Annotated in this window: 11 protein-coding genes; 7 read left to right on the top strand and 4 right to left on the bottom strand. The window is 41.8% G+C overall.

Annotated features, from left to right (window positions below; translation table 11 throughout):
• Positions 1–129 precede the first annotated feature (129 nt).
• Entirely contained in the window at positions 130–738 is a 609-nt protein-coding gene (locus EFY79_RS18625) for an FABP family protein (RefSeq protein ID WP_123122256.1), read from the bottom strand.
• Between the two features lie 231 nt (positions 739–969).
• On the opposite strand from EFY79_RS18625, the gene EFY79_RS18620 reads away from it, so the two are divergent.
• The 5 genes from EFY79_RS18620 (at position 970) to EFY79_RS18600 (ending at position 6,921) form a co-directional block, all read left to right on the top strand.
• Positions 970–1,890, top strand: a complete 921-nt coding sequence (locus EFY79_RS18620) for a dihydrodipicolinate synthase family protein (protein WP_199727582.1) — start codon at positions 970–972, stop codon at positions 1,888–1,890.
• Between the two features lie 30 nt (positions 1,891–1,920).
• Positions 1,921–3,405, top strand: a complete 1,485-nt coding sequence (locus EFY79_RS18615) for an aldehyde dehydrogenase (NADP(+)) (protein WP_123122255.1) — start codon at positions 1,921–1,923, stop codon at positions 3,403–3,405.
• A 27-nt stretch (positions 3,406–3,432) separates the two neighbouring features.
• Entirely contained in the window at positions 3,433–4,488 is a 1,056-nt protein-coding gene (locus tag EFY79_RS18610) for a 4-hydroxyproline epimerase (protein WP_123122254.1), read from the top strand.
• 147 nt (positions 4,489–4,635) lie between these two features.
• Complete coding sequence (locus EFY79_RS18605; RefSeq protein ID WP_123122253.1) at positions 4,636–5,193, top strand: LemA family protein; 558 nt, start codon at positions 4,636–4,638, stop codon at positions 5,191–5,193.
• Between the two features lie 9 nt (positions 5,194–5,202).
• Positions 5,203–6,921, top strand: coding sequence for a DUF2207 domain-containing protein (locus tag EFY79_RS18600; RefSeq protein ID WP_123122252.1), 1,719 nt, complete (start codon positions 5,203–5,205; stop codon positions 6,919–6,921).
• A gap of 148 nt (positions 6,922–7,069) precedes the next feature.
• Here EFY79_RS18600 and EFY79_RS18595 read toward each other — a convergent pair whose 3' ends face one another.
• The 3 genes from EFY79_RS18595 to EFY79_RS18585 form a co-directional block, all read right to left on the bottom strand.
• Positions 7,070–9,064, bottom strand: coding sequence for a SusD/RagB family nutrient-binding outer membrane lipoprotein (locus EFY79_RS18595; RefSeq protein ID WP_123122251.1), 1,995 nt, complete (start codon positions 9,062–9,064; stop codon positions 7,070–7,072).
• Between the two features lie 20 nt (positions 9,065–9,084).
• Positions 9,085–12,237 carry a SusC/RagA family TonB-linked outer membrane protein gene (locus tag EFY79_RS18590; RefSeq protein WP_123122250.1) on the bottom strand — a complete coding sequence of 1,051 codons (3,153 nt, stop codon included), beginning with the start codon at positions 12,235–12,237 and terminating at the stop codon, positions 9,085–9,087.
• A 71-nt stretch (positions 12,238–12,308) separates the two neighbouring features.
• Positions 12,309–13,058: a DeoR/GlpR family DNA-binding transcription regulator gene (locus EFY79_RS18585; RefSeq protein ID WP_123122249.1), complete on the bottom strand. Its 750-nt coding sequence runs from the start codon at positions 13,056–13,058 to the stop codon at positions 12,309–12,311.
• 392 nt (positions 13,059–13,450) lie between these two features.
• Here EFY79_RS18585 and EFY79_RS18580 point away from each other — a divergent pair, with 392 nt between their 5' ends.
• Both EFY79_RS18580 and EFY79_RS18575 read left to right on the top strand, forming a co-directional pair.
• Complete coding sequence (locus tag EFY79_RS18580; RefSeq protein WP_123122248.1) at positions 13,451–14,173, top strand: hypothetical protein; 723 nt, start codon at positions 13,451–13,453, stop codon at positions 14,171–14,173.
• Positions 14,174–14,710: 537 nt separating this feature from the next.
• Positions 14,711–16,321, top strand: coding sequence for a type I restriction-modification system subunit M (locus EFY79_RS18575; protein ID WP_123122247.1), 1,611 nt, complete (start codon positions 14,711–14,713; stop codon positions 16,319–16,321).
• Positions 16,322–16,328 lie beyond the last annotated feature (7 nt).

The following is a 16,328-nucleotide window of genomic DNA, read 5'->3' as shown; positions in this document are numbered from 1 at the left end:
ACTTCTAAAAAACAAAGTTGACTTTGAAGTCCTAAGTCATATTGTTAAACCGAAATTAAAAAGGCCATCCCAAAATTTATTTTGAGACGGCCTCATTGTTTTTTTGAATTAAATCTGCAGGTAAACCTATCAGGCAAGTTCCACACTTGGATGATAACGTTTTACACGATGCAAAGTATTGGTATCAGTGTGATGCATTTCCTTACCGATGGCAGCGAGTTTTAAAATGATGTCTGAAGTATGCGTGAAAGTGCCGTCTTCATTGAAAATAAAAGTATGATCATAGCTCTTCAGTTCCGCGCGCTCCAGCAGGTATTTATTTTGAAGAATTCCATAACAGGGCTCGCCGGGTGTGGCTTTAAATCTAATTTCTTTGTCATTGGGGCCCGCATCTGACCCTGCTAAGATTGCAATGCCACGGCCAAATACAACCGATTGAATCACCTGGCCATTCTTCTTATCCCATAATAAATAACCAGATTCATCATGAAAGGGATCCATGGCTTCTTCGCCATGCCGCCAGTTGGTAATTTTATAAGCCAACCCTTCAATGGATTGCTGGCCATTCTCCTGGATGGGTATCGGCTTGAACCATGCCTTTTCAAAACTGGTGGTTCTTGCAATCACGTCATCTTTGTTCTGGTACGCGAGATCTACGCCCACATTGCCTTCCCATTCCCCCACCAAAGGAGTTAAAGGCCCTAATTTCAGAGAAGCTGAAATAAATTTCTGTTCCATAGTTTTTTTCTATTATTAGTTTTTTGTTTGATAAAAAATTAAATTCTGCCAATATCAGCATTGATACAAAGGTGCAGCATATTACATGAAAACACAAGTGGCTTATACCGGTCTTGTACTACAACCTGTTTGTTGCAATAAAAAAACGAACTGAAATTGTTGGGTATTTACAAACCTTCAGTCTCGATTCCGATAAGGAAAAACAATTTATCTACCTTTGAAAGAAAAAATATGGTGATACAATGGAAGGGCATTTATCCTGCGTTAACAACTCCATTCACAAAAGAAGATGAAATTGATTTGCCACTGTTTGAAAAAAACTTACAGGCGCAAATCAATGCCGGCATTGATGGAATTATTTTGGGCGGCACATTAGGAGAGTCAAGTGTTCTTTCTACTGAAGAAAAAGAAAAGCTGGTAAAATTTGCTATTGAAAAGGTGGCCGGTAAAATTCCTGTGATTTTAAATATCGCAGAAGGCAGTACACGCGAGGCTTTGCAGCAGGTACAATATGCCAGTGATTGGGGAGCCCAAGGTTTGATGGCTTTGCCACCCATGCGGTATAAGAGTGATCATAGGGAATCGGTAGAATGGTTTAAGGCTATTTCGGATTCCACAGACCTGCCGATAATTGTTTATAATAATCCAATAGATTATAAAACACTTATCACGTTGGAAATGTTTGATGAATTAAAAGATTGCAAAAACATTGAAGCAGTCAAAGAATCAACAAGGGATGTTACCAATGTAACGCGCATGCGTAACCGTTTTGGCGACCGCTATAAAATTTTATGTGGTGTGGATACGCTGGCTATGGAAGAGCTTTGTCTTGGCGCTGATGGCTGGGTTGCCGGTTTGGTTTGCGCTTTTCCGAAAGAAACAGTTGCCATATATCGCTTGGTAAAAGCCGGGCGGATTGAAGAAGCTGCAAAAATTTACCGGTGGTTTATGCCTTTGCTGGAAATGGATATTCATCCGAAACTGGTGCAATATATCAAACTGGCGCAGCAGGAGGGAGGAATAGGGAGTGAAGAGGTACGTGCACCACGTCTGTCGCTTCAGGGAGACGAGCGTGAAAGGATTTTAAAAACTATACGCGAAGGAATTTCGCAGAGACCTGAACTTCCGGATTACCTGAGCATAAAAATTTAGTAAAGATTTTCTAATTGAAATAATAATAAAATGTTTAAAGACGCTACAACAGAAGAAATAAATAATGTGATGGAAAACGCATGGAATGCTTTTCATCAATACAGAAAAATGCCTTTGAAAAAGCGCGCTGATTTTATGCGCGCAATTGGTGAAGAATTAAGGAAAAATGAAGAAGAACTGGTTCATTCGGCAATGAATGAAACCAATCTGCCCGAAGTAAGATTGAAAGGAGAATTGGCAAGAACTATTTTTCAATTAAATCAATATGGCGATGCTGCCGAAAGTGGCGAATGGCTTGAAGCAAGAATAGATACCGCCATACCCGATAAAAAACCGCCAAAACAGGACATTCGAAAAATGCTGATTCCATTGGGCCCGGTCGTTGTTTTTGGTTCCAGTAATTTTCCATTTGCTTATTCAACTGCAGGCGGTGATACAGCGTGCGCCTTTGCTGCGGGCTGCCCTGTAATTGTAAAAGCACATCCTGCGCATGCAGGAACATCGGAAAAAGTGGCGTCAGCCATCTTAAAAGCAGCAAACGAACAAAAAATGCCAAAAGGTATTTTCGCGCATATTCATGGAGCGGGCTTTGAAGTAGGAAAAGCATTGGTGATGCATGACCGCACAGCGGCGGTTGGCTTCACCGGCTCGCTTGGTGGTGGCAAACAATTGTTTGATTGGGGAAACCAACGCAAAGTTCCGATTCCTGTTTTTTCAGAAATGGGAAGCATCAACCCGGTTTTTTTACTACCCGAAAAATTAAAAAGCTCTTCTGAAGAAATGGCCAGAACCTACGCCGGATCAATAACACAAGGCGTGGGACAATTCTGTACCAATCCCGGATTGATAATCGGAATAGAGGGTGATGATCTGCAAAAATTTATTGCTGAATTAGGAAAAGAAATCGAAAATGTTGTTCCCGCAAAAATGCTTCACCCGGGAATCGCAAAAGCTTTTGATGAAAAAAAAGACAAAGCATTGCAACAGGAAAATGTAAAAACTATTTCCGTTTCAAAAACTGCTAAAAAGGAAAATGAAGGAACACCAACCGTTGCCACAGCCTCCGGAAAAGATTTTCTAAATAATCCCGTTTTGCACCAGGAAGTTTTCGGCCCTTATTCCTTAGTGATTCGTTGCAAAGACATAAATGAAATGACGAATGTTGCTAAGAAACTGGAAGGCCAGTTAACTGCTACATTAATGGCAACGGATAATGATTTTCTTTCCAATGAAGAATTAGTGGAAGCTGTAAAAAATATTTGCGGAAGATTTATTTTAAATGGTGTTCCCACCGGTGTGGAAGTTTGTTTGAGCATGCAGCATGGAGGCCCGTTTCCTGCAACAACTGATTCAAGATTTACATCTGTTGGGGCAGATGGAATCAAACGTTTTGCGAGGCCGCTTGCGTATCAAAACTGGGAAAACAAATTGCTCCCTGATGAATTGAAAAATGAAAATCCGTTGGGTATCTGGAGAACAGTGAACAATGAATTGACCAGGGAGAAGATTCAATAATTATCTTTCCAAAATATTTTTGATTAAATGCTCTCCAATCCCATTACAAAAAAATATCCCAACTCTGCTGTACGAAGATTTGGAGGCTCAGTTTTTCATTGTATTGATGCACACACCTGCGGCAATCCTGTTCGTTTGGTGGCTGACGGCGGCCCTGCACTTGAGGGAAATTCAATGAGTGAAAGACGCCAGCATTTTTTAAAAGAATATGATTGGATAAGAAGAGGTTTGATGTTTGAGCCGCGCGGCCATGATATGATGAGTGGAAGTATTTTATATCCACCCTGTGATCCCGCCAATGATGTGGCGGTACTTTTTATAGAAACCAGCGGCTGCCTTCCCATGTGCGGCCACGGCACCATCGGAACGATTACGATTGCTATTGAGGAAGATTTAATTCAGCCAAAAACACCTGGCACCGTTCTTATGGAAACGCCGGCCGGGTTAGTAACGGTAACGTATACACGAAAAGGAGAAAAGGTTTTTTCGGTAAGACTAACAAATGTTCCTTCATTTCTTGCTGCCGAAAATATTGAAGTAGAATGCCCGGGTTTGGGAAAATTAAAAGTAGATGTTTCTTATGGTGGAAATTTTTATGCAATTGTAGATGTTCAGGAAAATTTCAGTGGAATTGATAATTATTCAGCAGGCCAGCTAATTGCATGGAGCAGGGAGATGAGAGAAAAAATTAATGAAGAAAATGAATTTATTCACCCCGAAAATCCAACCATAAACTCCTGTTCACATATTCTCTGGACAGGAAAAGTTTTGGATAAAAATTCAACAGCACGCAACGCAGTTTTTTATGGTGATAAAGCAATTGACCGTTCGCCGTGCGGTACGGGAACTTCTGCACGAATGGCCCAGTGGCATGCTAAGGGAAAGTTGAAAAAAGGCGAGGAGTTTATTCACGAAAGTATTATAGGAAGTAAATTTACGGGGCGGGTTGAAGAAGAAGTAACTGTCGCCGGAAAACCTGCGATACGCCCGTCCATAGAAGGTTGGGCAAAGATTTACGGATATAATACAATTTCGGTTGATAAAGAAGATGACCCTTATGCATTGGGATTCCAGGTGATTTGATTTCTAAAATTTTGCAAAACAGGAAATCGTCGTATTTGTTGGTTTACTATTCAATGTAGCTGATTTGTTATTATAATATAATTTTTTCTAACTTGTGATGAGCTTCATTTAAGTTAAGCTCATTTTTTTAATTATAAAAATTTTTCTATGATACTTTGGATTATTCTTGCCATCATCGTTTTGCTGATCATCTGGATCATCGGCATGTACAATAGCCTTGTAAAGCTGAAAATAAAAGTAGATAACAGTTGGAGCGATATTCGCGTTTATCTTAAAAAACGTTTCGACCTTATTCCTAATTTAGTGAACACGGTAAAGGGGTACGCGGCTCATGAAAGCCAGACGTTTGAAAAAGTAACCGCCGCGCGAAATGCAGCAGTAGCCGTTCCTCCGGGGGATGTGAAAGGAGCGGCCGAAGCGAACCAGGCATTGGGTGGCGCTCTCAGGGGATTACTGGCAATTGCAGAAAATTATCCTGATTTGAAAGCCAATCAAAACTTTTTAGAACTGCAGAGCGCTCTTCAATCTATAGAAAGCGATTTGGGAAATGCGCGCCGGTATTACAACGCAACTGTGAGAGATTATAATACTGCCATTCAACAATTTCCTGGCGTAATTGTAGCCAACATGACCGGCTTTAAAGCGCGCGAATTTTATGAACTTGAAAATCCCCAGGAAGCCCAAAACGTGGAAGTAAAGTTTTAATTGTTTGCGATGAAAAAGTGCTTCATATCTCTTTGGTGGATATTTTTTGCCTTATTTGCAAATGCACAGGAAGCCTTTACTATCAGGCATTACGGCGTTAACGTAATCGTAAATAAAGACGCCTCCTTACACATCACTGAAACGCTTGATATCCATTTTACAGAACCGCGCCATGGCATCATCCGCCGCATCCAATACAAATACCCGCTGGAGAAAATTCCTGCAGGAATTGAACGGGCCGAAAGGCAGATGACCGCTAATGGATTTACCAGGATTTTTATTGAAAATGTTAACGTGCCGCACTATAAAGTCGCGGTATCTAAAAGCGGTGATTATGAAGAGATAAAAATTGGTTCGAAAGATAAGCTGGTTAATGGCGACCAGCATTATGAAATCAAATACCAGGTATTAAATGCCATCAATTTTTTTTCGAATCATTCAGAATTATATTATGATCTTATCGGGCATGAATGGGCTACAACCATCGACTCAGTTGATTTCAGGATTCAACTTCCGGAAGCTCTTTCCTCTTCACCTTATTATTTTGTAGCCACGGGCACTTATGGTTCAAAAGAAAATAAAACCGCGGTGCAATGGCATCAAAATAAAATACTTACCGGGCACACCTTGGGCATGTTAAATCCTTATGAGGGGCTTACAGTAGGCATTAGCTTTCCGGAAAATTATTTGGTGAAGCCTGATTATACTTTTCGTGGAATAGGCTGGCTGATTCTTCCGGTACTGGTTTTTGTAATGATGTATTTTATCTGGAAGAAATGGGGCAGGGATGAAGAAGTAACTATTCAAACAGAATATTATCCGCCGGAAAATGTGAGCCCAAGTGTGTCAGGATATGTAATTGACAACAAGCTCAACCGGCGCGATCTCACAGCGCTGGTTCCTTATTGGGGCGCTGGCGGATATTTGAGAGTAAATGAGATTGAAAAGAGTGCGCTGCTGGGATTGATAAAAAATAAGGATTACGAATTCATAAAAGTAAAAGAGTTGCCTGATAATGCACTTCAATTTGAAAAAACTTTGTTTAACGGCATTTTTGAAACCGGCGACACGGTAAAGCTAAGCGACCTGAAAGATGTGTTGTATAAAACGATGGAAAAAGCCAAATCCCAACTGGAATCAGAAATAAACATAGAAGCGTATTATGTTATGTATTCCAGGAGCATGGGTTGTATTTTTCCTTTTATCGGGGTACTGTCTGCCGCTACCGGACTTTTTGCGCTGGTAGACGACTGGCAGCAAAAGTTGTGGCTCGGAATTGCCTTTATTGCCAGCGGCATCATCATGATTTTATTTGGATTATTTATGACGAAGAAAACCAAAAAAGGAACATTGCTGTATCAAAAATTATTAGGGTTTAAAGAATTTATTAAATCAGTTGAGAAAGACCGCTTACAGGAATTTTTGAAACAAGATGAAAATTATTTTGATAAAGTATTGCCCTACGCAATTGTTTTTGACATGGCCGATAAATGGAAAGATAAATTAAAAGGCCTTGAGGTTCCACCGCCCACGTGGTATTCGGGATATTATGCCGGTCATAATTTTAATACCCTGATGTTTATGAACAGCCTTGATCATTCCATGAACCAGATGACACAAAACTTCTACAGTAGTCCCCATAGCAGCGGCAGCAGCGGTGGAAGCTTTGGGGGCGGCGGCGGTTTTTCCGGTGGCGGCTTTGGCGGCGGGGGAGGAAGCAGTTGGTAGGGGCACAAAATAAAATATTGAGCTATTCCTTGCTTTACTATAAGCAGGATTAATGTAAAAGAAAACCGCCCGGGAACAGGCGGCTTTTTTGTGCTTGAGCTGGATAACAAAATCTTTAATCTTTTTATAGCAGATTTTTTACTGTCAATTAATTCTTGAGATATCCGTAGTATTCATCATCTGTGGCACAATCCCACCAAACAGGCATACTCCATACATCGGGATCAGCGGCGTGGGCATTTACCGCCAGGGCATTTGTTGAATTATAATTTAATTCCAAAGTGTTGGGTAGCTGCCAGCGGCGTTGCCAATATCTTACATCTGTTTTAGATCCACCGGTATATAACGCCTCGCCGGCAAACAAAGGCCCCCGATCATATCCGGGATATACAATTCCAAAATTTCCTACATTGCCTGCACTAAAATTAAACCTGCGCATATCATTGTAGTTTTCCAGGCTTACGCCCATAGCCACATATTTTTGCAGCATAATATCCTGCATAGTTAAAGCACCCGCATCCTGACAAACAGCTTCGCTTGAAAGATAGGCGTTAATATCACTTTGATCCATTGGCGCCATGTCAGGGTTGGTTTTCGTATATCCGGTGGACTGCCACTCGGTTAATTTTGCCTGCATCATGTCGAGATGCGCCTGGATCCCTTGCCTGTACGCCGTGTAGGCGTCTGCCTTATCGCCTTTTCTCATATAAACCTCTGCTTTAATAAAACACATTTCATGATAAGTAAGTATTTCCTGGTCGGATACCGGCCGTATCTGGAAAGAACCCGTGGAGCCTACGGCGCCAGCTTTCATAGCATCTGCCGATGGATACCAGTCAACGTCTAAAGGATCTTCTCCGCCTGTAGCTATAGAGAAAGTCCGCATGTTGACATACGAGGTATCTGCCGCATATAAATAATTATTGCTATTGATATAAATCGAGCCTGCCGGATAGGTCACTTTTACATCATCCCCATCCACAGTAAAAGCCCGGCCAGCCAACTGCTGGTCTGCGATAAACTTTGCTTTGGCAGCTCCGTCAGTAATTGTATAGGTTATGTTTTTGTCCGAAGGGGTATAGCTTACTGTTTTGATGGAAGCCGGGCCTCCGTTCAATAAACGTTCGGAAGCACCGTAGGAATCCACTCCAACCGAACGATTCCACGAGTAAGATACTACCTTTCCGCTGGCGTCTAATTTTATACCAGTCATCGACGCAGGCGCAATTTTGGACATTCTTGGATCAGTAACCTTAGAATCCCGCATGTTTGTTAGCAGATTATAATAGTATTGTGTGATTCGTTGGTTGCTGCCATAGCCGGCATAATCCCAGTTACCATTTGTTACCACAGGATCTCCTAACAAATAATCAGTTACCGTACTATTATTATATCCTCTTTGAAATACGTTATCCGCATTAGATTGAGGGCCTTGTGATATACAATACAACACCGAATCCGCATTAAACAAGTCTGCTTTTTTTGAAAGCTTGAGCATATATCTCGCTTTTAATCCGTAGCAGAATTTAATCCATTTGCTTACGTCTCCGTTGTTCCACATATCGCCACTCGCAAAGGAAGGAGCACCAACTTCCTGGGGTTTATTAAATAAGCTGATGGCCTCATCTAATTTTGCCATACATCCGTAGTAGATGGTTTTACCATCATCATACTTCGGGCTTGGCAATGAAATTCCGGAAATGGCTGTGGTTTCAGAGTAAGGCATTTCTCCATACAAATCCAGCATTTGCATAAAACCCAGCGCTGAAAACACATCTGCAGCAGCCATGTAATAATATGCGCCCTTCGCTTCTGCGGATTTGTACATGTCGTTGATGTTGGCAGAAACTTCCACAAAGAAAGTTTGATAAGGAGTTACGTTACCAGTCGATGCGGTCCAGGTAGTGCTAAATGCGTTAGCCGATCCGGTAAAACTGTACAAAACGCCAGCCTGGCAGGAAGTTCTGAAATTGGTTACGCCTGCAGTGTAGGTGTAAAAATGTTGAATCCATGGTAGCCTGTTTTGAACCTGGACACTTTTAGAATTTGGATTATCAGGGTCGGTATTTACATTCAGCCATTTTTTACATGAAACAATAGTGATGAGAATACAACCTGCCAGTATATATTTTATATTTTTCATAATTAATTTTTTTCTCTGATTTAAAATGTAAGATTGATTCCAAATGCACCGCTTGCTGTTGCAGGAACGCCGAGGTAATCAATTCCGGTAGAGCCGGAACCTCCCGTTCCCCCGGCGGCGCTCACCTCGGGGTCCATTCCTTTATAATTAGTCCATGTGGCCAGGTTGGTTCCGGTAATGGTTGCTGATAATCCTTTAATAATTTTTTGGTTTTTCAAGATATTTGAAAAATCATAAGTCAGCGATAAAGACCGGAGCTTTAACCAGTTTACCGATGTTATAAAGTTTAAAGAATTTGAAGCATAATTCGACCAATACCTCTGGATCATATTCGTTCCGGAATAAGTGGTTCCATTAATTACATAAGATTTGTCTGCCTCGTAGGTCTGGGAAAAGTCTTCTCCTGTCTGGCTGTCGACACCGGTTACGGTAACTGATTGCCGGTTATTCTCCAGGGTTCTTTTGCTTAATCCATTGATCACTAATGCGTATTCCGTTCCATTATATACATCACCGCCTCTGCGGATATCAAGAAGGAAGGACAGGGAAAGATTTTTATACCGTAACGTGTTACTGAAGCCTGCAATGAAATCCGGCTCACGGTTACCAACAATTGGATTGGTGGTGTTTAATTTATACAATCCCGTCTTGGCATCTACCTGGTAGCGTCCGTTGGGAATTTCGTTTCCATTTTTGTCAACCTCACGTAAATACTTCACGCCTGTCATCCCAAGGAAATATCCTCCGTTCGGAATTGAAGCTGCCTTTACGGTTCCAAACTGGGCGTCAGTTGGATAGAAATATGCTACCCCAGGGAGAAAGTCGCCCAGCCTGCCCACGTTATATGAAAAATTTAATGTGGCGTCCCAACTGAAATCTTTTTTTGCTATCGGTTTGCCGGTAAGTGCGATTTCCATTCCTTTATTGATTACAGACCCCGAGTTAATAGAAACCAGGATATATCCGCTGGCATTGGATAATCTTGGCTGTGCAATTTGATTTTGTGTTTGACTGTGATAGTAAGTATAATCCAATCCTAATCTGCCATCCAGGAACCTAAACTCACCACCAATTTCCCATGATTTTTGAATTTCAGGTTTCAGGAATGGATTGCCGCTTATGTATTGGTTGCCGATGCCTGTGTAGGAAGTAATAGTAATGGGGCTATTCACATACGTTAAAGTGGCATAAGGATTTGCATCCTTACCCACCTGGGCCCAGCTTCCGCGGATTTTACCGAACGAAAGAAAACTGTTGCTATGCAATAATTGAGTAAATACAAATGAACCACTTAATGAGGGATAAAAGTAAGAACGGTTGGAAATGGGCAATGTGGATGACCAGTCATTACGACCTGTGGCAGTCAGGTAGATAAGGTCTTTGTAGGATACGCCCAATTCGCCATAGGCGCCTACCAATCGCTTGCGTGTGGTTCCGTCCGTAAAAAACTTATTTTCCGGCGCGATATTGTTGAAGCTGACAGTGCCTGCAGTAACAAAATTATAGCCCCAGTGGTTTTGACCTTCAGAAGTGGTGTTCTCCGTAGTGGATCCCAACATCAGATGCGTATCAAACTCTCCGAATGTTTTATGAAAATTACTCATTACCGTAGTGGTAATATAAGTGTAGGCTAACATGTCTTTGCTGAGCCGTCCAGTCTGATACATCGGGCTTACGGCAGAACCCGGAGCTATATACGTATAATCATTGGTCGTGTATTGATCATAGCCAATCTTGCCGGTAATATCCCACCAGTTGGTCACTGCAAAGTTTCCGCTTACTCCACCGGTAAAACGGTTTGTTTTTGAAGTAAGATCATCCTCGTTTATGATCCAGTAAGGGTTATTGATGTCGTCTTCCAAAGCTACTGTTCCGGCAAATTTGCGGTACTGCGTGCCATCCGGGTTAATATAATTCTTCATATTAAATGTTTGCGGCCAACTGTATACCCCACCCATAGCGCCGTTTCCGCCACCTCCATATAACCCTGATGTAGTCAATGTTCTTCCCGTGTTGGCTACTGAATAGGCCACGTTTGCGTTCAGCGTTAAGCGGCCATATTTTTGTTCACCATTCAACCGGAAGGTAGTTTTATTATAGTCCGTTCCGGGAATAATTCCTGTTTGGTTAAAATTGGATCCTGACAAATAAAAACTTCCGTTTTTAGTGCCTCCGGACAGGTTTACATTATTATCATAAACAATTCCGTTCTGGAAAAAGTTGCCGATGTTGTCATAAATCGTGCTGTCTGCCGGTATTTTCGGCCCCCACGAATCGTAGGTCAAAGTATTTAGAACACCGTTGGTGGCATAGCTTCCCGGCCCAAATACGGTTTGGGCTTCAGGTAATTTATTAGCCCATGAGGTACTGATTTTACTGTTAACATTTACAGTTACTTTTCCTTCTTTTCCCTGCTTGGTAGTAATTATCACAACGCCGTCTGCAGCCCTGGAACCATATAAAGCCGCTGCCGCTGCACCTTTCAGCACGGACAGGCTGGCTATGTCTTCCGGATTGATATCCATAATACGGTTTGAATAGGTGGTATTGCTGCGTGAGAGGCCGTCGGTTCCGGTATTTCCCGTTACCGAAGTAGAATTATCATAAATAATTCCATCAATCACAAACAGGGGCTGGTTTTGTCTGCCATCAGAAGTGGAATTGCCACCGCGAATGGTGATGGATGCACCCGCACCTGCAGCACCGCTAAACTGGGTAATATTTACTCCCGGAACTTTCCCGGCCAGGGAATTGACCACATTGGTATTTTTATTCTTCATTAATTCCGTTGAATTCAAATCGGAAACAGAATAGCCTAGCCCCCTTCTTTCCTTTTTAATTCCCAATGCCGTTACTACCACTTCCTGCAATTGGGCGTTGGCAGCCTCCAGTGTAACAGAAACGGTTGAAGAATTTCCGGGTTTTACTTCGCGCGTAACATATCCTACTGCGCTAACAGATAAAGTGCTCCCCGGGTTTGCCATGATTGAAAACTTTCCCTCATGGTCTGTAGTAGTTCCCGACGTGGTTCCTTTGATAATCACTGAAGCCCCGTCGATGGGTGTTTCATCCTGTGAAACAACTGTCCCTGTAATGGTTCGTTCCTGTGCAAAGACACCCATGCTTGCGTGTAGCAGCATGATGACAAGAAACGTTCTGAAAAATTTATTCATACTGAAAATTTTAAGGTGGTGGATTTATTTATAACCTGGTTATTGATATACTTAATTATGATTGCCTTTATTTATAAAACTTTTATTCCCACACTTTTATAGGGCGCTAAAAGTGCATCTTCCGCAGAAAGTTCTGTTACAATAGTATCAATTTTATTAATCTCGCATACCTGGAAGGGTTGCCTCGAATTAATTTTTTCTGAAATGGTAAGGCAGGCTACTTTTTGGGAAGCTGCGATCATTGCTTTTTTTATCTGGACTACTTCCCAGTCATTATCCGAAACTCCGGTTTCAAGATTAATGGCCGAGATACCCAAAATGCATAAATCCACTTTTAGCTCTTTAATCCTTGAGATTGCGTCGGACCCGACTGTTATTTTGGAATCTTTTGAAATCTTGTCGCCAATGGCTATTACTTCAATATTGGGATGAACTATATATTCAGCCAGCGCCGGAATGCTCCCTGAAATGAATGTTGCATGAAGCTCAGGTGGGAGTGCCCTTGCCATTTCAATAATAGTGGTTCCCCCGGTAGTTAATACAAACATTCCATCCTTAATGATTGAAATGGCTTTTTGCGCAATTATCTTTTTTTGCGTGTAAGCATACACATCTTTTGACGAGCTATGGTTATTATGAAACGACGGCGAAAGGGCGCCGCCATGAAATTTAATCACTTTTCCATCATCAGCCAGTTGCTGAATATCTCTTCGTATCGTATCGTCTGACACTTTCATTTGTTTACTAAGGTCAGTTGATAATACTTTGTTGTGAAGATTTACCTGGTGAAGAATAAAGGACTGTCTCTCAATCTTAAGCATTACGATTATGGTTTGCGTTTAACAAACTTATGGCAAAGATTCATTAAAAGTGCAAAAACCGCAAATTATTTTTTTTAAAACCGCAAATCAGTAAAATAAGCCAGTGAACAAGGAAATAACTGTTTTTTCAATTATATATTTACTATAATATGTCCATTTTTCTTGCGGAAATACCATGAGTATTTTGCGGGATCTGAATTTTTATCCAATAAAATTAAAAGATACCAAAGCGCCTCCTCCTTCGTTATACCTTATATTTTCCGCCCGGTAAAGTGCAGAGCATCTACGGCATATGCCGCACTTACCCCGCACTTACTGTGAAGAAGGTAAGAAGCAGGAAGAGCTTTGGCATATTGAAGCTATGATGTAAATACAATACAAACCGATAACTAATGGCATCCAAAATAACCGTACAGCTTACAGGAAGGATTAACAACCTGGTATTTTATAAACTGGGAGATACCTATTGCGTACGCACGGTTCCCCAAAAAGTAAAGCAAACAAAAGCCACGAAGGCAAGAGGCAAACAATTCGGCATTGCCTCACGGGCCGGGAAAGCGGTGAGGCAACAATTGATGCCGGTGATCCCGTTTCCTTCGGATAATAAAATGCAAACACGATTGGTGAGCGCCATTTATCAATATCTTCAATCGCCGCAGGGTGAAGCGCCCGGGCCAAATACCGATCTGCCTTTTATTAGTGGCTTGCAGTTTACCACAGGCTACACGGTAACTGAAAGATGGAAAGTCGCGCTGGTAGTAAGCCGCAATGTTGTAGGAAACTTACAGTTAGCTGTTCCAACCTTTATTCCCTCAAAAAATATTTCTGCGCCCGCAGGAACGGTGTCTGTAAATTGTACTATTGCCGCCGGAGGTTTCGGCCGGGCTACCGGAATTGCTACCGGCGGATATTCCACCTCCCTGCATTTTGAGTATAACAATGCTGAAATTCCTGCGCAGGCAGTGCCCTTACCAGTGCCCATGCCGCCCGGAACTGTAATAGTAACCGGCATTTACCTTCAATATAACATGATTAAAAACGGCCAGGAAGTGGCGATAAATAAACAGGCGTTTATGCCTGCGGATTTGGTGAGTGCTATGTTTGTAGGGGAGTAGAAAAGGGAAATTGGAAATGCCGTGAATGAGTGAAACTGGAAATCTACATATGGAAAATCTATCTCGCCACGGCGGCGTCATTGCGAGGCACATTGAAAAACTTCCAGGTGAAATGAGATTGCTTCGTCGCCATTGGCATTAATCAAAAGAACGGGATTATTCAAGCTCCTCACAATGACGGTTTAAGGAGATTGCTTTGTCGCCATTGGAATTCATCAAAAAAGGAAAATATACAGGCTCCTCGCAATGACGACTGTAAGAAGCAACGTCATAACCGGGAGATTGCTTTGTCGCCAGCCGATTGACAGATGGCAGAAAAGAGAAGAAATGGTGGAAAAGAAGAAGAAGAAATAAGACAGCGAATGCACTACAAAAACCTGGAATTGTTACACTGTAAAATGACAAATAATTCTATTTCTTGTTTTTTTCTCATCCACCTTTTAGCAGATTCTTATATATTTGATGACAGAAGTTTTTCATTCTGAAAACATTCCGACTGCTACTCACTTAGAAAATTAATTAATTACAAGTTAGCTAATGGCAAAATCCAAGACATCAAAACTAAAGGCTGATATAGATTTCGAAAATGAATTATGGAACGCGGCCAATGAACTTCGTGGCGCTGTTGCTGAAAACCAATACAAAGATTACGTTCTTTCTCTGCTTTTTGTAAAGCACATGAGCGAGAGATATGAGATCCGCAAGGCCGAATTACAGAAAGAATTTAATACCCCCGGCTCTGATTATTTTAATGCAGACAAAGTCGTGCAACTGGCTTTGATGGAAGATGAACTGGAATACCAGGTGAAAAATGTTTACAAACTTCCGGAAGAAGCCACCTGGACGTATCTGCGCAACAATGCCGAGCAGGATGATATCAAAGTGAAGGTGGATAAAGCCTTTGTGGAAATAGATGAAATCCTCGCTAATAGAAATCCTGATTACAAAGGTGTGCTGGAGCCGATTTTTGTGAAGAGCCAGTTATCTGTTTCACAGGTAGCAGGATTGATCAATTTATTTTCTAATGAAAAGTTTTCTGAAGCCGCAAATCCGCAAAGTGATATTTACGGGCGGGTCTATGAATATTACATCGGCAAGTTTGCACAGGCAGAAGGCAGTGGTGCAGGGCAATTCTTTACGCCCGGTTCTGTAGTTCGATTGCTGGTAGAAATGATTGAGCCATTGAAAGGCCGCATCATGGATCTGGCGTGTGGCAGCGGCGGTATGTTTGTGCAAAGTTTAAAATTTGTGCAGGCACATGGCGGCGATAAAAACGATATTTCTATTTACGGACAGGAACGCTATGAAGGCACACTGCGGCTTTGCAAAATGAACCTGTTGCTGCGCAATCTTTCTTTTGATGTAAAACTTGGTGATACTTTATTGGTTGACCGCTTTCCCGAGCTTAAAGCAGATTATGCTTTAATGAACCCGCCTTTTAATATCAGCAACTGGCATCCTGAAGACCTGCCGGATAATGATCCCCGTTTGTTTGGCGCTAAAGAACAATTTACCACACCAGGCAATGCCAACTATATGTGGTTTCAAACTTTGTGGTATCATTTAAATGAAAAAGGAACGGCAGGTGTGGTGATGGCAAATGGTGCCATGACATCAGGAAGCGCGGGTGAGAAAAATGTACGTGAATACATGATAGAAAACGGCATGGTGGATTGTATTGTCCAAATGCCGGATAAGCTTTTCTTAACTACAGGCATTCCTGCCTGCCTGTTTATTCTCAGCAAAAACCGGGATGGTAAAGATGGCTTGCACCGCGAACGAATGAATGAAATATTATTCATTGATGCGCGAAAGCTGGGTAAAATGGTAAGCCGGAGGTTACGTGTATTTGAAGAGGAAGATTTGAAAAAGATCGCAGATGCTTATCATACCTGGCGTAACTATCAGACTGAGCCTGTCGAAGTCGATGTTGCAGGCTTTTGCAAAACCGCTACTTTGGAAGAAGTAAAAGCAAATAGTTATGTTCTTTCTCCCGGGCGCTATGTAGGAACGGAAGCAGAAGAGGATGATGGAATTTCCTTTGAAGAAAAGATGCAAAAATTAACTACGGAATTAATGGAGCAGTTTGAGGAAGGGGAAAGATTGGAGAAGGAGATTAAAGGAAATTTGAGGGGTATTGGGTTTTGAAAAAAAT

The organism is Hanamia caeni, from assembly GCF_003721595.1.
Classification (GTDB): Bacteria; Bacteroidota; Bacteroidia; order Chitinophagales; family Chitinophagaceae; genus Ginsengibacter; species Ginsengibacter caeni.
The sequence above is the reverse complement of the archived record's forward strand: the minus strand, read 5'-3'. Positions and strand labels throughout refer to the sequence as shown.